Consider the following 20094-nt stretch of genomic DNA (forward strand, 5'->3'; position numbering starts at 1 on the left):
CAGACCTTCAATCATGTTTGCACAAGATTTTTAACACCTACTTCCACTCAGCGTAGGATAGCGTCTTTGCGCAACGCCAGCTCTGCCCCCAATTGCGGTCTTGGCACGGTGTTTGACGATCAACAGCGCCTGACTTTTCTTGCATTCATCGGTATGGCTTCCATCACTTCGCCCCGTCAGTTCTCGCTTGTGCGGGATGTCTCGCTCTCAGCTTTAGTAGCGGGCTTCATCACCGTTTTGGTCGGCTACACCAGCTCAGCGGCGATCGTGTTTCAAGCTGCACGATCCTTGGGAGCCAACCCAGCCGAAATCGCCTCGTGGATGTGGGCACTGGGGATCGGCATGGGCATTACCTGCCTTGTCCCCTCGCTGTGGCTGCGTTTGCCCGTTGTGACTGCATGGTCAACACCAGGAGCTGCCATGTTAGCTGGCAGTGCCTTAGGCTTGCCCATGTCCGAGGTGATTGGTGCCTTTATGCTCAGCGCACTGATGATTACATTCGCCGGCTACACCGGGTGGTTTGAAAAAGTCATGAATCGAGTCCCAATGGCTTTGGCATCCGGCATGTTGGCAGGTATCTTGCTCCGTTTTGGCATTGATGCTTTTGCTGCTGTGCAAACGCAGCCCCAGCTGGTGCTGGCCATGCTGGCCACTTATTTGGCAGGTCGTGTGTGGTTTAGCCGTTACGCCATTATCGCGACCTTTACCGTGGGCATTGTGCTGGCGGCCCACGGCGGCATGTTGCAAATGGAAGGCCTGCAGTGGCAGTGGCCACAGCCAGTGATGACTTGGCCAAGCCTGTCGGTCAGTGGTTTTTTCAGCATTGCACTGCCGCTGTTCATTGTGACCATGGCATCACAGAATATTCCCGGTGTGATTGTGGCCAAGAGCATGGGCTACCAATTGCCAGTCTCGCCCATCATTGGCTTTATCGGCATCGTGAATCTGGCTCTTGCGCCATTTGGTGGCTACGCGTTTAATCTGGCAGCGATCACCGCAGCCATTTGCATGGGCCGCGAAGCGCACGAGAATCCACAACGCCGTTATGTAGCCGCGATGGCAGCGGGCTGCTTTTACTTGTTAGCGGGCTTGCTGGGCGGTGCCGTGGTGGCCTTGTTTGCTGGCCTGCCTAAAGAGTTGATCATGGCCATTGCCGGCATTGCAGTGCTGGGCACTATAGCCAATAGTTTGCTCACGGCATTGCATGAAGAAGGCAGCCGTGAGCCAGCCCTGATCGCTTTTTTAGTCACGGCCTCAGGCTTGAGCCTGGCGGGCATTGGCTCGGCATTTTGGGGCTTGGCTGCAGGCGGTATGGCGATGCTGGTGTTCAAGCTCAAACGCGGCTAGGTGCTCGCGTCATTGAATTTGGCAGCAGCTTGCTGCACTATCTGGGCATTTTGAGCAAGACCGCACACATTCAGCACATAAAAATGGGACGCCTACGCGTCCCAAAATGCATTGAGTGCACCGCCTCAAGTCAGCCCATTGGCGCTGGCTTTAGCAGCGGGCAGCCGACCTTGGCATGTCACTTGGCTGTCGAGCTGATCTCGCCGCTGATATTGGCGCCCTCTTCAACCACCAACTTGCCATAGCGGATCTTGCCTGTGACTTTACCTGTGGCAAAAATGGTGAGTTTGTCTCGCACGGTCAAGTCACCCTCAAACGTGCCGTGGATTTCTGCCACGTCAATATTGGCCGTGCCATTGAACGAGCCTTGCTGAGAAATTTGAATCAGCTTGGAGTCCAATGTCGCCTCGACTACGCCATCGATGTAGAGTACGTCGCAATCGGTGATCTCTACGCCTTTGAGCTTGATGTTTGGGCCAACCGTGAGCTTGCTCTCTTTAGCGTTCGCTGCAGCTTCAGACTCACCTGCTTTGTCAGCCGCGCTGTTGTTGGCAAAGCCTGCGGCGGGAGCACTGCCAAAAAAACCGGCTGGCTTGGCGGTAGGCGCGACCGGGGAGCTCGGAGTGCTCACGGTAGATGCTGGAGTCGCTGCTGGGACGGCAGGGCTGGTTGCAGTTTCGGTTTTCGGGGTTTCGGTGCGCTTACCAAAGAAGCCGGTTTGTGCCATGTCGGAAGTCCTCTGTATGATGGGGTGAGATTAGTTTAAGAATTTAAATGCAGATGCGTCTATAAATCAATAGAAATACTGAAAATACTGTAAGTAATTTCAGTATAAAACTACGCACTGACCAAGCTGCAGCCAGCCAGCCCCCCGCCTGGGTACACTTGCGGTGTCTGCTTTGTCCACTCGGCAAAGGATCTGTCAGGCGCCTCAACCCCATCTGTACTCACGCACGCATCAGCGCTTCAATTGCATCGGCCTGCACAGGCACATCACGGGTCAGTAGCTCACAGCCCGCAGCGGTCACCAATGCATTGTCCTCGATGCGAATGCCAATGCCATGAAATGCCGCTGGAACCGTGTCATCTGCACGCACATAGATGCCTGGCTCAATCGTCAAGACCATGCCTGGCTTCAAAAGGCGTGAGGGTCGATTGCGAATCGTCTCGCCGCTGAGCGGATCCTGTCTTTGCTGGAACTGGCCCTCTTCAGAAGGTTCGTTGTAGCTGCCGCAGTCGTGCACATCCATGCCCAACCAGTGGCCGGTGCGATGCATGTAGAACTTGAAGTAAGCGCGCTGTGCAATGGCATCGTCTACCGTGCCTACCCGGTTGGCATCGAGCAGCCCAAAATCAAGCATGCCTTGAGTCAATACGCGCACAGCCGCATCGTGCGGGTCGTTGAAACGCGCGCCGGCTTTGGTGGCGGCAATCGCCGTCTCTTCGCTGGCCAAGACCAGATCGTAGAGATCACGCTGGGCCGCACTGAAGCGGCCATTGGCTGGGAATGTGCGCGTGATGTCGCTGGCATAGCCATCGAGTTCACAGGCCGCATCAATCAAGACCAGTTCGCCATCACGCACTGCCGCATCGCTGGCGCGGTAATGCAATACGCAAGCATTAGCCCCTGAGGCAACAATGCTGGTGTAGGCTGGCGCCTGCGCACCATGCTCTCTAAAGGCATGCAATAGCTCTGCTTCCAAATGGTATTCGCGCGTGTCTTGCCCTGCTGCCAACATCCGCGAAGAACGTTGCATGGCGCGGATATGGGCCTGGGCACTGATGGCCCCAGCGCGGCGCATGATGGCGATTTCATGGCTGTCTTTGACCAGGCGCATTTCATCGAGCAGGCCGCACAAATCAATTTGTGCAGTCGGTGTATTGGCGCCAAATCGCGCGCGTGCACGTACCTTCTCCAACAAGCTTTCGACCTGTTGGGCCAATCCTGGGTGCGTTGCAAACGGGTAGTACACAGCGCTGGTGTTTTCGAGCAAGCGCGGCAAGCGCTCCATCAGCTGCTCAGATGACTGTGCTTCATCCACCGCCAAGGTGGCAATGGCATCGTCTGGACCCAAACGGTAGCCATCCCAGATTTCACGCTGCAGGTCTTTGGGCTGGCAGAACAAGCTGGTGTGGCCCTGCGCATCCAGCACCAGCCAGGCATTGGGCTCGGTGAACCCGGTCAGGTAATAAAAGTAGCTATCAGGCCGAAATGGGAAATGCGAGTCGCGGTTGCGAACCTGCTCAGCCGCCGTAGGAATCAAGGCAATGCTGCCTGGCTGCATCTGCTGGGCCAGCTGCTGGCGGCGTTTGGAATAAATCGCTGGGTCAAACGAATCGGTATGGTGCATAGTCAGCTGCTTGATTAAAAAGATACAAGGTGTGTCGCAAAGTGATCCGCCACCCTTTCAAGCACATCTTAATGCCTGTTCACAATCTGCGCGCAGTCGCGCAAGGCACAAAAAAGAGGCAGGGCAAAGCACCTGCTGCCGCGTATTGCATCCTTTTGGGCTCCAACGCGGTCTGTAAAAAGATCGTAAAACGTTCTTAAGCCAATACGGCAGGCGTGCAATAGATACTCGGATCCACTNACGTTCTTAAGCCAATACGGCAGGCGTGCAATAGATACTCGGATCCACTTGCAGCAAGTCCACAGGAAAGCGTTTTCCTGCCAAATAGTCATCTATACAGCGCATCACAATCGGTGAGCGATGCCGCTCTTGAGCAGCCCTGATCTCATCGATGGTCATCCAAACCGCACGTGCAATGCCGAAATCCAATGCGCGCTCAGGGTAGTGGCGGCCCAATTCACCACAAAACGTGAAGCGCAGGTAAGTAATATCTTCTGTCGCATTGGTGGGTGCGAAGCGGTTCAGATAAATGCCCACCAAATGGCTTGGCGTGAAGTCATACGCTGCCTCCTCCAAGGTTTCACGGCTGCAAGCCTGCACCGGACTCTCGCCAGGATCGAGGTGCCCTGCCGGTGTGTTCAAGCGCAAGCCATCACGCGTATCTTCCTCAACCAGAAGAAAGCGTCCGTCTTGTTCGATGACAGCAGCCACTGTCACATTGGGTTTCCATCTCTTTTGCATGCAGTTATTATGTTGTAGAGATTGATGGGTTAAGCACAAAACGCGCCAGCCAACGATCCTGTTCACGTGTGTTGACACAGTCCTCAGAAATGGGGGCCATCGTCGCACTCAAGTCGCACACAAGACAATGCAGAGGCCACGCCAGCACGGCTGGTTCATACTCTTGCACATCGTCATTACCGCTTGAGGCGTTAATCACTGTTCACCAAGGTGACGATAAGCCGTTCTCGAGGCATGGCGCAAACTTCGATTGTGCGCGCAAATGCACTTGCGCTGAATAATGTTTTGGTTTTAACGTCTTTGTGCACCGATCTGCAGTATTTCTGCAGATGTAAGAGCCAGTTCAAAAATCCCCACGCAACCGCATTGAAGCCCAAAAGGATGCAGTGCGCGGCAAAAAACGCCGTCTGGCTAGCTGCCCAACGAGAATTTTTAACAAAGCAGTGCGCCTTTTCGACTTCAACCCGAAAGGCAAGGCACAAAAAAGAGGCATTGCGGCGTTGCCTTGTTTGTGCTTTGCGCGGCTGTGTGGAAATTTTGTACTGGCGCTGAGCGCCGGTGTTTAGATCCGCATTTTGACAGTGCATTATTCACACATGAATGGAAGGTAGCACTATGGAGCAGGACCGCACGCAGATCCAGTCTCATGCAGGCGCAGGATGCGCTTTGTTGTTGGCTGCAGACAGCGGAGAAAATGTAAACTGTGTGCTGTAAGAGGCTAAAAAACAGCCATGCAATTGGCCGTGATCAGCGAGGTCATAACATGGCAAGCACTCTAGAATGGCAAGATCATCGCTTTGATGGTGCTGCGTAGAACTGTGTTTGGATCCATCAGGTGACAGCGCAGTGCAGGTTAGATGCATCGTTTTAAGATGGGCAATGCACGCGCATGCCTATTTGCATCGTGCTTGGGCATCTGTTTTTTTCATTTTGGCTCTTTGGGGAAATCATGCTGCGATTCTTTCTCATCTTTCTGGCGTTGCAAATGGGGCTCTTTGGTCTCAATATGTTGAACGTGGTACAGCAAACAGTCGTATTGCCTTGGACTTCGCTATTAGCACAAATATGTGCTTATCTCGTCACGACTTTTGATGACACGGCTATGGCCGCTGGCAAAGTGCTGTGGAATCCGTCCAATGGTTTTGGCGTCTCCATTGAGCCAGGCTGCAATGGCATTGAGGCCTGCATTGTGTTGTTTTCTGCCGTGATGGCCTATCCATCCAGTTGGCGCGCCAAGGCCGCCGGTATCTTGATTGGCTTTGTCGCCATTCAAGCGGTCAACATTGTTCGCGTGATCAGTTTGTTTTATCTGGGCCAATGGAACGACACTGCATTCAAATTTGCCCACGAATACCTGTGGCAGGCTTTGATCATGATTGACGTGCTGATTGTCTGGCTGCTGTGGGTGCGCAGTATTCGTAGCAACGAAGATGACGGCCAGGATCCACCCAACAGCACAGCCAATGCCGCAACTACCCAGGAGTTGGCCCATGCCTGAGTCCAGCGCAATTGCGGCCTCAGGCCCTCAAACAGCCAAAGCCATCAGTGTGCCGGTATTTGCCCTATCGGCATTTGCATGGATGGCGGTGCTGATCACTATTTGGATGTACGTAAACCCATGGACCTCCTACCCTGCAGGGGCCATCGCCGGAGTCGCCCTTGAGGTCGGTGCGCCGACCTGGATTCGCGAGGCACGCATGATTGGCCCTGCCGACGCCTCAGAGGACGTGGCCTTTGGCCACCTCGAAGTCAGCACGCGCATTGATGTGCCCGTGCCTGGCTCTGGCGGTCAGCGGGCCGAGATGATTCTCGACGGCGACCCCTCGCGCTACGCATACGGCTTGCCCATCTTCCTGTCATTGCTTCTGGCGGCAAGACAAAGAAAAATGCTGGGCAAAGCAATTGCAGGCTATTTGGTGTTATTGCCCTTTCAAGCGTTCACCTTGGCCTTTTTTATTCTTCTGCAGATTTTGGTCTCCACCAATATTGATGCAGCCAAGCTCAGACTCAGCGCCTGGCAAATAGAGGGCATTGTCTATGGTTTTCAATTTGGCACCTTGGTTGTGCCCACCTTGTTGCCAATTTTGATCTGGCTATGGCTGGATAGGCGCTTCTTTGTTGAGGTCATCGCCAAAAGCATCGCTGGGCCAAAACGCAAACGCATGGCTTGACCAGCCCGCCACATGCTGTTGACCAGAAGCAACTACCCCGTTAGATAATTTGTGGTACATTAAATTCCATGCTTTCTTTTGCACGCGCATACTTTTTTTGGTTTTACTTCTCGGTCCATGGCGGATGAGAGGGGATAGCCTGCATAAGCAAAGCATCAACTAATACCTAAACCGCCGACGCCTCAACAGCTCGGCGGTTTTTTTGTCTTCTTAGTTTTTCAATGTGAGGACCCAGATGAACCCGATCCAGACGAATCAACCGGCCTATTGGCAAGACTCTGTCGAAAGAACCAGTCAGACAGACAACCAACGTATACAGGACATCGCCGTGTTGCCACCGCCAGAGCATTTGATTCGTTTCTTCCCCATCAAAGGAACCCGCACTGAGCGCTTGGTGCTCGAAACACGCCAGCGCATTCGCTCTATCATGCACGGTCAGGATGACCGCTTGCTGGTCGTGATTGGGCCTTGCAGCATCCATGACCCCGCAGCTGCCCTTGAATATGCACGCAAGCTCAAAGTCATGCGCGACAAGTACAAAGACAGCCTGGAAGTCGTGATGCGCGTGTACTTCGAGAAGCCTCGCACGACCGTGGGCTGGAAAGGTCTGATCAATGACCCGTACATGGACCAGAGCTTTCGCATCGACGAGGGCCTGCGCATTGCACGCCAACTGCTGGTCGACATCAATCGCATTGGCGTGCCCGCTGGCAGCGAGTTTCTGGATGTGATCTCGCCGCAATACATCGGTGATTTGATTGCATGGGGCGCAATTGGCGCGCGCACTACTGAAAGCCAGGTGCACCGCGAGCTGGCATCGGGCCTGTCGTCACCAATTGGCTTCAAAAACGGTACAGATGGCAATATCCGCATCGCTACCGACGCCATCATGTCGGCCGGACGTTCACACCACTTTTTGTCAGTGCACAAAACCGGTCAAGTGGCCATTGTCGTCACCGAGGGCAATGAAGACTGCCATGTGATTTTGCGTGGCGGCAAAGCCCCCAACTACCAAGCAGAATTTGTTGAAGCTGCTTGCCGTGATTTGGAGAAAGCGAAGCTGCCAGCCAGCCTAATGATCGACTGCTCCCATGCCAATAGCAACAAAAAGCACGAGCTGCAAAAAGTCGTCGCGCAAGACGTTGCCGGTCAATTGGCTAGTGGCTCACACCAAATATTTGGCGTTATGGTGGAAAGCAACCTCAAGGCAGGTGCGCAAAAATTCACGCCTGGCGTGGATGACCCGCAAGATTTGGAATATGGCAAAAGCATTACAGATGCCTGTGTCGACTGGCAAGAATCAGAGGAAATCCTGGAGCTGCTCTCGCAAGCCGTATTGGCGCGCAGAAAGAGCAAATAAATGCACTGACTAAGGGCGGCATCGGATGCACTGCACGCGCCGCTCAAGTTAAGATGAGCCCGTTGCCCTGGCTCTGATCATGCGTGCTTTGTGGCTTTACGGCTGAACGCCTGCATGTGGCGAGACAATCAACCACCATCAACCATGTGCTAGAGGCCTTAAGCACAATCAACACATTGAGCGCGCATCCCTCACAATGCCGCAAGGAGACACCGAATGCAAAGTTTCGTGACCGTGGAGTTAACGCTGGGCAATGAATTTCAGCTGCTGGCCCAAAAGGACATGCCGGCATTAGAGGCAAGACAGTGGCTGGACCAGCAATTTGTTGACTTGGATTGTGAGCCGCTGCGCCCCAGCGGTAAAGTACTTACCGCCGATAAGGTGCTAGCAATTGCTGCGCATGCCAGCCAAACACATTGGTCAGACACTGCCTGGGCGCAGCAATTTGCCAATGCCACGGTCGCTGCCTTGGCTCGCCCAGTGGTCAAGGTCGATATTCCAGCACTGGCAATCAAGTTTTAACTCGGCTAGACATTTGAAAAAAGCCTTCATTTGAAGGCTTTTTCTGTGCGCACTACGCTTGACAGAGCATGCCTGCCAAGGCCATATCAATGCTGCAAGATTTTATGCAGAAAATCTTTGGTACGGGGCTGACGCGCCTCAGGATTGCCAAAGAACTCTTGGGTTGAGCAGTCCTCCAGAATCTTGCCACCCACGTCCATAAAGATGACGCGGCTGCCCACTTTGCGTGCAAAGCCCATTTCATGGGTCACGCACATCATCGTCATGCCTTCGTTGGCCAGGCCCACCATGACTTCCAGCACTTCCCCCACCATCTCAGGGTCCAGCGCTGAAGTAGGCTCATCGAACAACATCACAATTGGATCCATAGTCAACGCACGGGCAATCGCCACACGCTGCTGCTGGCCACCAGAGAGCTGGCCTGGGTATTTGTCTTTGTGGGCTATCAAGCCCACACGCTCCAGGTATTTCAAACCATGGGCTTTGGCGTCCGCAGCATTGCGTCCCAGCACCTTGATTTGGGCAATCGTCAAGTTCTCGGTCACCGACAAATGTGGAAACAGCTCGAAGTGCTGAAACACCATACCTACGCGGCTGCGCAGCTTGGGCAAATTGGTTTTTTTGTCGTGCACAGGCACGCCATCAACCCAAATCTCACCTTGCTGGAACGGCTCCAGCGCATTGATGGTTTTGATCAGCGTGGATTTGCCAGAACCCGATGGCCCCGCCACCACCACCACCTCACCTTTTTGAATGTTGGTGGTGCAGCCATTGAGCACTTGCACCTCACCATACCACTTGGACACATTTTTCAATTCAATCATGGTGCAACACTCCCTTATCGAATGATGGCAATCTTTTTGTGCAATCGTTTCACGAGATACGACAGACTAAAACAAATAACAAAATACACCAAGGCGGCGCCGATATAGGCTTCCATCGGGCGACCAAAGTTCTTGCCTGCGGTATCAAAGCCTTTGAGTAAGTCGTAGGCGCCAATCGCATAGACCAAGGAGGTATCCTGGAACAAGATGATGGTCTGCGTCAGCAAAATCGGCAGCATATTGCGAAACGCCTGAGGCAAAATCACCAACCGCATGTTCTGGCCATAGGTCATGCCAACGGCTTGCCCCGCAAACACTTGGCCACGCGGAATCGACTGAATCCCTGCGCGCATGATCTCGCTGAAATAAGCCGCCTCGAATGCGATAAAGGTGATAATGGCCGAAGTATCCGCGCCAATGGGCTTGCCTGTGATCATAGGCACCAGCAAGAAAAACCACAGAATCACCATGACCAGTGGAATACTGCGCATGCCATTGACATAAATGGTCGCAGGAAGCTCCAGCCACTTATTGCCTGACAGGCGCATCATCGCCAGCAATGTGCCAAAGAAAATACCGCCCAAAGTGGCAATCACTGTCAGCTGAATACTGAAGTACAAGCCTTTGAGCACATAGTCATGGATGATGTCCCAGTTAAAGAAGCTCAGATCTAATAACATCTCAGTGCCCTCCCCCTGCGCTGGCAATGAAGCCAGGTACGCGCGTGCGTTTTTCGATGAAGGTCATGATGCGGTTGATCACCAAGGCTGAGATCACATACAGCACCGTCACTGCCAGATAAATTTCAACGCCACGCGAAGTTTCTTCTTGCGCCTGCATCGCAAACATGGTCAGCTCAGAAATCGATACCGCAAACGCCACTGAGGAGTTTTTGAAAATATTCATAGACTCGCTGGTCAACGGCGGAATGATGATCCGGTAAGCCATTGGCAGCAGCACATAGCGGTAGTACTGTGCGGTTGTGAATCCCAAAGCCATGCCCGCATAACGCTGGCCCTTAGGCAGCGCCTGGATACCAGCGCGCAACTGCTCAGCAATACGTGCTGAGGTAAACAAGCCCAAAGCAATCACAACCAGCGTGAAGCCCGAGACACTGCGCATCACAGGAAACATCGCCGGCACGACGTGGTACCAAAGAAAAATCTGTACCAATAAGGGAATATTGCGGAACAGCTCCACCCAAGCATTCCCAAATCGCACCAGCCAAGGGCTGTTTGGTAGCGTTCTGATGGTGCCGATAAGTGAGCCAGCCACCAAGGCCAGAATCAACGCAAGCAGAGACACTGCGACGGTCCACCCCCATGCCGACATCATCCAATCCAAATAGGTGACATCCCCTCCTTTGCCAAAACAACCGCTCACGACTTCACCCGTGATGTTGTCTTCGCAAAAAACCTGCCAGTCCCAATTCATTTGCATCTCCCCACTGCTGGAGTATTGGAGTGATTAAAAAACGCTCCGAGGCGTGCAGGAAATCCTGCACATCGGAGCGTATGTGATTTGTTACGAATGGCTATCGCAACTCGCGCACAAGTTGCGATTTTACGCACCAATAAGCAGCAAATTATTGAACAGTGTACTCTTCCATGGGCTTATCATTGGGATTTGCCCAAGCATTTTTGGTGCTCTCAGACAACTCCAAGCCAACGGTCGTGTTCGCTGGAGGAATGGGTTGCAGGAACCATTTGTCCCACAATGCCAGCAAAGTACCGTCTTTCATCTGGCGTTCGATGCTCTTGTCAACGGCGGCTTTGAATGCATCGTCGTTCTTACGCAGCATACAAGCGATAGGCTCCACGTTCAAGACCTCCCCCACAATCGCGTAATCACCTGGATTGCGTGATTTGGAGATGTTGGCCGCCAAAATCGAACCGTCCATCACGAACACATCAGCGCGGCCGGTCTCGAGCAGCAAAAAGCTGTCGGCATGGTCTTTGCCCATGACCTCATTGAATTGCACACCTTCTGCACGCTTGTTTTTACGCAAGGTTTGCACTGAAGTAGTACCTGTAGTCACAGCGACCTTTTTGCCATTCAGGTCGGCAACCGACTTGATACCAGAATCCTTCTTCGTCGCCATGCGCACTTCTTCCACATAAGTGGTCAAAGCGAAGTCCACGTCCTTTTGGCGTGCTTGGTTGTTGGTCGTCGAGCCACACTCCAAATCAACCGTGCCATTAGTCACCAATGGGATACGGTTCTGTGATGTTACTGGCTGGTACTTGATGGTGATGGTCTTGCCTGTGTCTTTTTCCAGGTCCTTGACGATGTTTTCAGCCATTTCAGTGTGGAAGCCCACGTATTTGCCATTGCCCAAGGTGTAGCCCAAACCTGAAGATTCCCGTACGCCCAGAGTGATTTCGCCAGAATTGGCAATTTTTTCCAAAGTATTGGATTGCGCAAATGCAGCAGAAGCTGCAGCCAGCAAAGTGATAGCGAACAAATGTTTTTTCATTTCATTACTCCAGGAATGTGAATCACTGCACCAAAATGGAACATACCCATTTGTACACGATTTATGCGTCTTTGACATCATCGCAAACGCGGAAGTTGACGAACTATTGCAGCGCTTGATGCGGCATCCCCCCTTTCAACGCCAGCAAAAAACTGCGCCATGGTCACAATTGCCTATCGCGTGCCATGCTTTGCAGTTCAACAAGCAAAACGCATGCCAATTCTATGCAAGCACTGCTGCTCACAAAGCATTGATGCTTGTTCGAACCGAAAACCCTAGGTAGCCTGCATAATTTTCAGCATGGACTAAGCTCATCCTTCGACAACATCAATCGCGTGCATTTAGAAATCCCACCCATTGACATGGCGCCAGAAAAGCCAACAGTACAAAAAGACTAAAATTTCTGCTGGCCAAGCAAAAGTTTAAACAGAGGCCAATGCTAAGATGTGCAGACACTGGCACGTAGTCGTGGACCAGCCGGCTCAGCGGACCATAAGCCCCCTTAAAGTCCTCCTCAAAATCATTGTAAGTTATTGATATTAGAGATCCATCTTCAGATATTGAGATTTTCAGAGCATCCTTAAGGGAACCTCACATAAGCCCTAAAAACGCAAATTCATCGTCTGCAACTCATTGATTTAGTTGATGCAAATTTTTCGGGATTGAGGTTTTGAGAGGTTCCCTTAAGAGCCCGCGTTTTTTTGTTCGAGCCGAGGAGAATTCAAAATGGCGTTAATAAAGGCTGACACCCACTGAAAAACCGGCTTCTCTAATAGCTTGAACCAAACCCAAGACGCCAAGACAATCAGCACAATTCCAAACACAAAAAAAGCATAGAAATACCGCACTGGAAGGTAGTGGTACAGAACCGTGAATAGCAAGGTCAGCAGGACTGGATGGATCAAATACAAGCTGTAGGATGCATCGCCAATTTTGACCAACCATGCAAACGGACGTAGCTCGGGTTTGTTCTCCAATGCAATAAAAATCGCAAGAATCAACATGGAAGCTAAGCCATAGGTGGCCGCACGAAGCAATTCAAAGTTGGCAAAAAATAAGTCAAACGCGCCTGCAGCAAGCAACAAGATAGCAGCCGGGATCAAGAACAGGCAGTTCTCCAGCTGCAATGGGTACTTTTGGTTCAGCATGTAGACGTACATGCCAAACGTGAATTCCAGGAAAAAGCCATTCAAGGTGCTACGCAACGGCCAGACACCGCCCATGATGGTATCAAACGCGAAAGCGTAGTAAGCCAGGTTGTACAAGACAATCAGGGTAGCAATAATCGTAATATTGCGCACCGATAACTTAGCCGAGAAGAAGAAATACAAAAGTCCAATCACAAGGTAAAAGCGCAACTCATACACCAATGTCCAAGCAGTTTCTAAGAACTGATCTCCAAACAGAGCGGATGTTAGAAATATGCTTGCAAACCAGTCCCCAGTTACTGGGTGAAGTCCGGTCGCAGAGACGGCCAGTACCAATAGCAAAGCCAACCAGTAACCGGAATAAATACGCGCGCCTCGCATCAACAGAAAGCGCAGGCCGTTGCGCACTCCTGGCACCTTCTGACTGCAGGAGAGGCACATGATGTAGCCGCTCAAACAAAAGAAAACATCCACACCAAAAAAACCTTGCCCTAAAATTTTTTGTATGACAGGGTATTGAGAAAATGCATCTTTGGTGTGAAAAAGCAGAACAGCCAACGCGGCAAACGCCCTGAGCGCCTGAAGCCACTCCATCTGACGATGTGAACTATTAGATATTTCCATGGGTGTTTTTACAATAGTCAATGTCAGTGGCCTTAGTTTGAAATATCGATTAAAAAATGCATCGAATACGAGGGAGTCTCATGCAGGAAATATCGCTGGATTGTTCGTTGTCACTCAAAGCTCAGTGAGCACAGCACAGCCTAGGCTCCGAGCATCCTAAGAAAACTTAGCGCACAAAATTTGATCAACGTACAGTTGCCTTCAAAAAATGGTAACTCTCATCATTTAAGTCAACAGTTTAAAAATTAAATGAATTTGCAAGCCCCTCATAATTGGATGAGGCTCCAGAAGGGCGTACCACGAGGCACATGCCCCACCTACAACGCTTAGCGTCGACGCCAAAGACACGAAAAGTGGCTATCTGATTGGCCTCAACGACGTTGGCGATGAGAAATTTCAAGAAAATACTCTGCGCCCCCCTGCAACCGCTCGTCACTTTAGCGTAACAAATTGATTTCATTCATTGTATTTTTATAAAATTGACAAAAGGAGATTATCCACGGCCTTGGCTTTACGCTCGAACCAATCAAAGTGCATCGCTCAATTTCAATTTTTTGCACTAATTTGCGATTTTTAAAAGGCACAAAACTGGCCGCCCATCGCTTTCAGGCAGCATGTTCATTAGAATGCAGCGTTTGCCTGAACCCTCCCTTCTACGGGGCTTTGCCTGTGACCTACGAAAAAGAAACGCGCTTGCGGCGCACTTTCGCCATCATCTCTCACCCTGATGCGGGTAAAACCACGCTGACAGAAAAGCTGTTGCTGTTCTCTGGAGCGATCCAGATTGCCGGCGCAGTAAAAGGGCGAAAAGCCAGCCGCCATGCAACATCGGACTGGATGGAGATTGAGAAGCAACGGGGCATCTCGGTTGCCTCCTCGGTGATGCAAATGAGCTACCGCGACCACGTAGTCAACCTGCTCGACACCCCTGGACACAAAGACTTTTCGGAAGATACCTACCGCGTACTTACGGCCGTGGACTCCGTCTTGATGGTGATCGATGCAGCCAATGGTGTTGAAGCACAAACCCGCCGATTGATTGAAGTGTGCCGCCAACGCGACACCCCCATCATCACCTTCGTCAACAAAATGGACCGCGAAGTGCGCGATCCACTGGACATCTTGGACGAAGTCGAGCGTGAGCTGAAAATGCCTTGCTGCCCCATCACATGGCCAGTCGGGCAAGGCAAAAGCTTTGGAGGCATCATTAACATACAAACCCAAAGTATGACCGTATTCCAGTCTGGCAGTGACAAACGTCCGCAAGACTTTGAAAGCATTCCTTTAAGCGAAGTCGACAAACTGCGCGCGCGTTTTGGCCGCGCCTTTGACGATGCGCTCGAGAGCATGGAGCTGGCGCAAGGCGCCTCGGCTGAATGGGACCACCAAGCTTTCTTGGAAGGCAAACTGACCCCCGTGTTCTTTGGCTCAGGCGTGAACAACTTTGGTGTCATGGAAGTGCTTGACGCCGTGATCGACATGTCGCCACCACCAGGCCAACGCACCAGCCGCTTGATTGCCAAAAATGGAGATGTGACTGAAACCGTCATTGATCCAGCTGACAAACACTTCTCAGGCGTAGTGTTCAAGGTGCAAGCCAATATGGATGCCAATCACCGCGACCGCATTGCCTTTGTGCGTGTGGCCTCTGGCAAATACGCACCAGGCATGAAACTCAAAGTGCAGCGCACCACCAAAGAACTGCGTCCCACCAGCGTCGTGACCTTCATGAGCCAACGCCGCGAAGCCGTAGAAGAAGCTTACGCCGGCGACATCATCGGTTTTACTACCCATGGAGGCGTGCAATTGGGCGATACCATCACCGATGGCGCGAACCTGCAATTTACCGGCCTTCCCTTCTTCGCGCCAGAAATGTTTGCCGCAGTCGTGCTGAAAAACCCGCTGCGCACCAAACAACTGCAGCAAGGCTTGATGCAGCTCGGTGAAGAAGGCGCAATTCAAGTCTTCAAACCCGACGCTGGCGGTAATATGCTGCTGGGCGCGGTGGGTCAATTGCAATTTGAAGTGGTGCAACACCGCCTCAAGACCGAATACGACGCGGAAGTACGCCTGGAGCCTAGCCAGTACACCAGCGCACGCTGGATCAGCGCGCCCAATGCTGAAGAACTGCGCAAATTTGAAGCCGCCTATCCGCTGCGCATGGCGCACGATGCGGCCAATGCCCTGGCTTATATGTGCACCTCACCGTATGACGTGCGGCTTGCGCAAGAGCGGTTTCCGAAAATCACGTTTCACCCACTGCGAGAGCATGCAGGCTTAGAGTTACAAGCAGGATAAATACGATGAGTCGTGAGGGGACGAGATGAAGTTGGCAATACCAACAACCAACCAAGACCACCCAACTTGGGTATTGGTTCTATTCGGGCTGGGCTTGCCGCTGATTGTCTGTGCAGTACGTGCAGTGCCACTGCTATTGGACCTCTTCGTTCCTTTCGATACACAATACTCGTACCTACCACTAGCGAGAATGGCGCTAGATGATTTTGCCTCGCTTTGGCATAGCGAGCTAATGCTCAAAACAGCGCCAGGTGCCTATCTCTACATGGCTCTCATGCAAGCAGATATGGAGACCATCAAGGCCGGCAATCTTGCGATGTCAATGGGCATTACCATCTTGCTTTTTGATGCTCTGCGTCGCATGGCTGGCTGGGGAGCCGGCGCTCTGGCGGCGTGGTTATACGTGCTCTCGCCGGCCTTGCTTTTTTGGACGGTGTATCCTATGGGAGAACCGGTTTTTATCTTCTTGACCGGACTCTGGCTGTGGGCTTGCGTCTGGGCAACGCACCTCAATCAAGCCTCTAGGCGATTGCGTTGGCTTGCTATTGCTATTGGAGGGCTGGCTCTGGCTTGCGCGACACTCACACGTGGCACCTACCTGTATGGCATTCCAGTAGCAGCATTCTGCTTCGTGTTCCTTGCTTGGCGTAAACCCAACGAGCCTTTTTGGCGACCATTGGCATTCATCCATCTCATCGCGTTGGTGCTGGTCGGCTCCTTTGTGGCTCGGTCACACGTTGAGTTTGGCAAGCCCGTCATAGCGGCAGGTGCAGGAAATGCACTCTACTATGGCTTAAACCCGATCTATCATGGCGAAGATCTGCCTTTGTACGGTGCGGCCTTTGACGAGTATTACTTATTGGGCACAGCAAAGCAGCTCACTTTAGGTGCAGATGAGAAGCAAATGGCAGCCGTCAAACAAATGGTCCAAGACACCCCGCTGCCTCAGCTAGTGTCTTTAGGGCTGCACAAAGCACAAGCTTTATTGATTTACAGCACCTCACACCTGCGTAACTACACTGAACGCATCTGGCGTATCGCTTTACTCTGCTTTGGATTAGCTGGCTTTTGGTGGATGCGCCGCAACCCGATCACTTGGGTCATTGCAGGCGTGTTTGTTTACCAATGGCTTGTGCACATTCCTGCACTTTACACGCCGCGCTACAGCATTGCTGCTTTAGATTTGCCTTTGACATTTTTGGCGGCGCTAGGAGGCTGGAGCGCTTGGCATCAAAGCCATAAAAAACGTTTTTGGCTGTTGCTTGTATTGACGATTGTAGCTGTCACAGCAGGTGCCTACCATCAGCGCTATAGCGCAAAACTATTGCCTGATTTGAGCTCCGCCGAAGTCACTCCCGTTATTGAGGCAAACTCCAACGAGATAACAGTGACGGCACTGAATCAGTCCCCACTGCAACAACAAGCAATATCAAACGATCGGCAATTCACGATTGAATGGAAGATCGATCCGTTAATTTTAAACGGTGAGATGCTACTTCACCTTGAAAACCTGACAATCAGCAAATCCTGTAAAAAATTATGGATCTCAGTAACCAGAAGCTCAGGTGAAATACTAGAAACAGAAACATCATTAAGAGGATTAAAGCCCGGAAAAAATTTCAATTGGGGATTTGGTCACTTATATAGCCAAAATCCAATAATCTCGATGCAAATGAAGTTTCAATGCAAGACAAACACCGCAATCGAATTCAGCAAATTAGCAATTATTAAAGCGAGTTCAGGGCATCGCTACAGAGACAAAAGCGTTTACAAATAAGAGTAATGGCCAAAAGAGCTTCGCACTGCAATAGCACTAGCGCCCACTCCAAAAATAAATAATTACCGACAATGAAAAGTAAAAATATTTCAGCTGTGCACAGCAATAATTTTGACTTTATAAGAATAATTGCTGCCCTAGCCGTTCTCTACAGCCATCATTTTGCCTTGACTGCGCAAATGGAGCCTTCTTTCTTTGGATTACACAGTTTGGGAGGCGCTGCTGTTCTGGTGTTTTTCGTTGTCAGTGGCTATTTAGTGACAGCAAGCTGGTACAACGACCCAAATATTTTTAGATTCGCTTGGCGCCGAGCATTAAGAATTTGGCCTGCATTAACCCTTGTTGTTGCATGCACCGCCTTCATTTTGGGACCAATCGTAACCAGCTTACCTTTGCAAGATTATTTTACCCACAGAGCGACATATGACTACTTCCATATTTTAAGAATGAATATAGTCTTTGTTTTACCAGGTGTTTTCGAAAACAACCCCTACCCCCTAGGTGTCAACGGCTCTTTATGGACCATTCCGCTGGAAGTGCGCTGCTATATCGTTCTCGCTGCACTCGGCCTTTTTGGGCTCTTAAAGAATAAATACATCTTCCTTGGGTCCATTGTTGCATACATGATTTGGTTCACGCTTAAAAGCAGTGCAGACATTTATCAAAAAATTCATTACGCTAGAGAATTTAGTGCTTTTTTCCTTGCAGGCGCAGGATTATTCGCCTTAAAAGAACACTGGCAAAAAAAACCTAGGGTTGTCTTGGCACTATGCATCATCATAGCCACAATCCTTTGGAGCATCGGGTGGCGCTATATGGCTGCCTGGGTATTTGTGCCATATGCAATTATTTTTTTTGGAACCAGCAACACACGCATCATTAATCAATTTGGCAGATGGGGCGATCCATCCTATGGCATCTACTTAATTGCATACCCTATCCAACAAACCGTCATCAAGTATCTTTGGCCAAGCTGGGGATTCTGGGAGACGATGGCAATATCCGCACTCATTACAGTGTGCCTAGCCTACCTGTCGTGGAACTACATTGAAAAATGGTTTTTAAAATTCAAACCAAAGAGAAAAAAATAACATGAAGAATTCAATATTTTCTCGATCATTCATTGCGATTTTTTTATTTCTGACATTAATTTATTCTTTATGGATGCTGGCCTTTTGGCCTGGAGTATTTGGACAAGACAGTCTAGCAATACTTCTAGAAGTAGATACAAAAAGAGAATTTCAATCCGGAAAACCACCATTCTGGTTCTTGCACACTTACATATTCTACGGGCCAACCAAGCTAGTAGAAATTCCAATCATCGTACAAATCACATTATGCATCTTTATTTTCTCCAGAATACTAGCATGGATGTACTCTAACAATTTAAAAAAATCATTCATTTTTAGCATTATTTTCATAGCTTGCGGGCCAAGCGTCATCTACTACGTCTCCAGTCTTTATTCTGACGGTATTTATGCAGTATGTCTATCAGGCTTAATGTTTGAAGTATGGCGGTGCTGCAAGAATAAGAAAATTGATCTGACATCAGGAATCATGCTATTTGCCTGCATCCCTTATGCCATATTTTCAAGACCGAATGGCATATTAAACATATCTATCATTGTCATACTATTTGTATTTTTGAGAGGACTAGAAAGAAAAAAGGCCATCGCCTTGTTCACGCCATGGCTAGCGATAGGAGTTACAGCAAGCGTTCTATTTCCAATAAAGCACCCCATTGGAACAATATTTCCAATGGCCTTATACGAAACCGTTGGATTCCTAGAACATCGCCCCATGGGCAACTGGGAAAGGAATGAGCCTCGCGTTACAGAAAAAACAGTACAAGCGCTCACATCAAGCGGCAAAACACTAGAGCATATATCGCAATTTTACGATCATTATTATTGGGATCCATTGATTTTCTTTCCAGATGGACCTGCTCTATTAAGCCTCCCTGAAAATAGTAAAAAAAGGATCATTAAAGAGTTTTTTAAATACAACTTATGGCACAACTTCCCAGCATTCGCTGCCAGTAGGGTAAACATATTCTTCCATGCAACTCTGGCCATGGGTGGAATTCCGGGCCCAACCAATGCCGACAATGTTTTACACCAAACACAAGCAATTTCAAGTATTCGACCAATTGAATTTATTACGAATCAATATTTAGATAAGTATTTTTCTTTTTCTGAAAGGCACCATGGATTCATATGGGCGCCATGGATAGGCTACCTCACCATCATCATCGCGCTCATTATCAGCTTTAGCAAGCGAGCCACATTGGAAGCAAGCATTATTTCAGTTTATGCCATCCAATTTCTTGCCGTCTTCATATTCTCCATCGCAGGAGAATATCGTTACTTGCTGTCTTTCTTTACAGCTCCTTTAGTGACATTACCCATTATTTCTTATCTAAGAGGAACCTCTCAAAACCCAACGAAAGCCGAGA

The 20094-nt window shown here is 50.4% G+C and carries 18 protein-coding genes; 9 read left to right on the forward strand and 9 right to left on the reverse strand.

Features of this window, described 5'->3' with window-relative positions; translation table 11 throughout:
• Nucleotides 1-153 precede the first annotated feature (153 nt).
• On the forward strand, nt 154-1347 hold the full coding sequence (locus E8K88_RS13430; RefSeq protein WP_136407190.1) for a benzoate/H(+) symporter BenE family transporter: 1194 nt from the start codon (nt 154-156) through the stop codon (nt 1345-1347).
• Nucleotides 1348-1525: 178 nt separating this feature from the next.
• Here E8K88_RS13430 and E8K88_RS13435 read toward each other — a convergent pair whose 3' ends face one another.
• From E8K88_RS13435 to E8K88_RS13450, 4 genes are all read right to left on the reverse strand, one after another.
• Entirely contained in the window at nt 1526-2074 is a 549-nt protein-coding gene (locus E8K88_RS13435) for a bactofilin family protein (RefSeq protein WP_136407191.1), read from the reverse strand.
• A gap of 220 nt (nt 2075-2294) precedes the next feature.
• Nucleotides 2295-3698: an aminopeptidase P N-terminal domain-containing protein gene (locus E8K88_RS13440; protein ID WP_136407192.1), complete on the reverse strand. Its 1404-nt coding sequence runs from the start codon at nt 3696-3698 to the stop codon at nt 2295-2297.
• Nucleotides 3699-3944: 246 nt separating this feature from the next.
• Entirely contained in the window at nt 3945-4439 is a 495-nt protein-coding gene (locus E8K88_RS13445; protein ID WP_136407193.1) for an NUDIX hydrolase, read from the reverse strand.
• A gap of 191 nt (nt 4440-4630) precedes the next feature.
• The gene (locus tag E8K88_RS13450; protein WP_136407194.1) at nt 4631-5026 is read right to left on the reverse strand and encodes a hypothetical protein; all 396 of its coding nucleotides are present in this window, start codon (nt 5024-5026) and stop codon (nt 4631-4633) included.
• 302 nt (nt 5027-5328) lie between these two features.
• Here E8K88_RS13450 and xrtH point away from each other — a divergent pair, with 302 nt between their 5' ends.
• From xrtH to E8K88_RS13470, 4 genes are all read left to right on the forward strand, one after another.
• Nucleotides 5329-5937 carry an exosortase H gene (gene xrtH, locus E8K88_RS13455; protein ID WP_136407195.1) on the forward strand — a complete coding sequence of 203 codons (609 nt, stop codon included), beginning with the start codon at nt 5329-5331 and terminating at the stop codon, nt 5935-5937.
• On the forward strand, nt 5930-6610 hold the full coding sequence (locus tag E8K88_RS13460) for an exosortase H-associated membrane protein (protein ID WP_240754534.1): 681 nt from the start codon (nt 5930-5932) through the stop codon (nt 6608-6610). Before xrtH ends, E8K88_RS13460 begins: the two co-directional genes overlap by 8 nt.
• A 235-nt stretch (nt 6611-6845) precedes the next feature.
• Nucleotides 6846-7970, forward strand: a complete 1125-nt coding sequence (locus E8K88_RS13465; RefSeq protein ID WP_136407196.1) for a 3-deoxy-7-phosphoheptulonate synthase — start codon at nt 6846-6848, stop codon at nt 7968-7970.
• A gap of 216 nt (nt 7971-8186) precedes the next feature.
• Nucleotides 8187-8492, forward strand: a complete 306-nt coding sequence (locus tag E8K88_RS13470; RefSeq protein WP_136407197.1) for a hypothetical protein — start codon at nt 8187-8189, stop codon at nt 8490-8492.
• A gap of 86 nt (nt 8493-8578) precedes the next feature.
• Here the strand turns inward: E8K88_RS13470 and E8K88_RS13475 are convergent, their stop codons facing one another.
• From E8K88_RS13475 to E8K88_RS13495, 5 genes are all read right to left on the reverse strand, one after another.
• The gene (locus E8K88_RS13475) at nt 8579-9316 is read right to left on the reverse strand and encodes an amino acid ABC transporter ATP-binding protein (protein WP_136407198.1); all 738 of its coding nucleotides are present in this window, start codon (nt 9314-9316) and stop codon (nt 8579-8581) included.
• 14 nt (nt 9317-9330) lie between these two features.
• A complete protein-coding gene (locus tag E8K88_RS13480) occupies nt 9331-9996 on the reverse strand; it encodes an amino acid ABC transporter permease (protein ID WP_136407199.1) in 666 nt (221 codons plus the stop codon).
• A gap of 1 nt (nt 9997) precedes the next feature.
• Nucleotides 9998-10750, reverse strand: a complete 753-nt coding sequence (locus E8K88_RS13485; protein ID WP_136407212.1) for an amino acid ABC transporter permease — start codon at nt 10748-10750, stop codon at nt 9998-10000.
• Nucleotides 10751-10901: 151 nt separating this feature from the next.
• Complete coding sequence (locus tag E8K88_RS13490; RefSeq protein ID WP_136407200.1) at nt 10902-11792, reverse strand: amino acid ABC transporter substrate-binding protein; 891 nt, start codon at nt 11790-11792, stop codon at nt 10902-10904.
• 683 nt (nt 11793-12475) lie between these two features.
• The gene (locus E8K88_RS13495) at nt 12476-13564 is read right to left on the reverse strand and encodes an acyltransferase family protein (protein WP_136407201.1); all 1089 of its coding nucleotides are present in this window, start codon (nt 13562-13564) and stop codon (nt 12476-12478) included.
• A gap of 669 nt (nt 13565-14233) precedes the next feature.
• Between E8K88_RS13495 and E8K88_RS13500 the strand changes: the two genes are divergently transcribed.
• The 4 genes from E8K88_RS13500 to E8K88_RS13515 all read left to right on the forward strand — a co-directional run.
• The gene (locus E8K88_RS13500) at nt 14234-15862 is read left to right on the forward strand and encodes a peptide chain release factor 3 (RefSeq protein ID WP_136407202.1); all 1629 of its coding nucleotides are present in this window, start codon (nt 14234-14236) and stop codon (nt 15860-15862) included.
• A gap of 25 nt (nt 15863-15887) precedes the next feature.
• Nucleotides 15888-17639, forward strand: coding sequence for a hypothetical protein (locus E8K88_RS13505; protein ID WP_136407203.1), 1752 nt, complete (start codon nt 15888-15890; stop codon nt 17637-17639).
• A gap of 71 nt (nt 17640-17710) precedes the next feature.
• Nucleotides 17711-18730 carry an acyltransferase family protein gene (locus E8K88_RS13510; protein WP_136407204.1) on the forward strand — a complete coding sequence of 340 codons (1020 nt, stop codon included), beginning with the start codon at nt 17711-17713 and terminating at the stop codon, nt 18728-18730.
• Nucleotide 18731: 1 nt separating this feature from the next.
• Nucleotides 18732-20094 (forward strand): hypothetical protein (locus E8K88_RS13515; protein WP_136407205.1); only part of this gene is annotated, 1363 nt, incomplete at its 3' end.

The organism is Lampropedia aestuarii, assembly GCF_004803635.1.
Lineage (GTDB): Bacteria > Pseudomonadota > Gammaproteobacteria > Burkholderiales > Burkholderiaceae_C > Lampropedia > Lampropedia aestuarii.

Excerpts from the sequence above, each read along its gene's own strand:
- E8K88_RS13430 (WP_136407190.1), top strand. The coding sequence starts at position 154 with ATGGCTTCCATCACTTCGCCCCGTCAGTTCTCGCTTGTGCGGGATGTC.
- E8K88_RS13435 (WP_136407191.1), bottom strand. The coding sequence starts at position 2,074 with ATGGCACAAACCGGCTTCTTTGGTAAGCGCACCGAAACCCCGAAAACC.
- E8K88_RS13440 (WP_136407192.1), bottom strand. The coding sequence starts at position 3,698 with ATGCACCATACCGATTCGTTTGACCCAGCGATTTATTCCAAACGCCGC.
- E8K88_RS13445 (WP_136407193.1), bottom strand. The coding sequence starts at position 4,439 with ATGCAAAAGAGATGGAAACCCAATGTGACAGTGGCTGCTGTCATCGAA.
- E8K88_RS13450 (WP_136407194.1), bottom strand. The coding sequence starts at position 5,026 with ATGCACTGTCAAAATGCGGATCTAAACACCGGCGCTCAGCGCCAGTAC.
- xrtH (WP_136407195.1), top strand. The coding sequence starts at position 5,329 with ATGCCTATTTGCATCGTGCTTGGGCATCTGTTTTTTTCATTTTGGCTC.
- E8K88_RS13460 (WP_240754534.1), top strand. The coding sequence starts at position 5,930 with ATGCCTGAGTCCAGCGCAATTGCGGCCTCAGGCCCTCAAACAGCCAAA.
- E8K88_RS13465 (WP_136407196.1), top strand. The coding sequence starts at position 6,846 with ATGAACCCGATCCAGACGAATCAACCGGCCTATTGGCAAGACTCTGTC.
- E8K88_RS13470 (WP_136407197.1), top strand. The coding sequence starts at position 8,187 with ATGCAAAGTTTCGTGACCGTGGAGTTAACGCTGGGCAATGAATTTCAG.
- E8K88_RS13475 (WP_136407198.1), bottom strand. The coding sequence starts at position 9,316 with ATGATTGAATTGAAAAATGTGTCCAAGTGGTATGGTGAGGTGCAAGTG.
- E8K88_RS13480 (WP_136407199.1), bottom strand. The coding sequence starts at position 9,996 with ATGTTATTAGATCTGAGCTTCTTTAACTGGGACATCATCCATGACTAT.
- E8K88_RS13485 (WP_136407212.1), bottom strand. The coding sequence starts at position 10,750 with ATGAATTGGGACTGGCAGGTTTTTTGCGAAGACAACATCACGGGTGAA.
- E8K88_RS13490 (WP_136407200.1), bottom strand. The coding sequence starts at position 11,792 with ATGAAAAAACATTTGTTCGCTATCACTTTGCTGGCTGCAGCTTCTGCT.
- E8K88_RS13495 (WP_136407201.1), bottom strand. The coding sequence starts at position 13,564 with ATGGAAATATCTAATAGTTCACATCGTCAGATGGAGTGGCTTCAGGCG.
- E8K88_RS13505 (WP_136407203.1), top strand. The coding sequence starts at position 15,888 with ATGAAGTTGGCAATACCAACAACCAACCAAGACCACCCAACTTGGGTA.
- E8K88_RS13510 (WP_136407204.1), top strand. The coding sequence starts at position 17,711 with ATGAAAAGTAAAAATATTTCAGCTGTGCACAGCAATAATTTTGACTTT.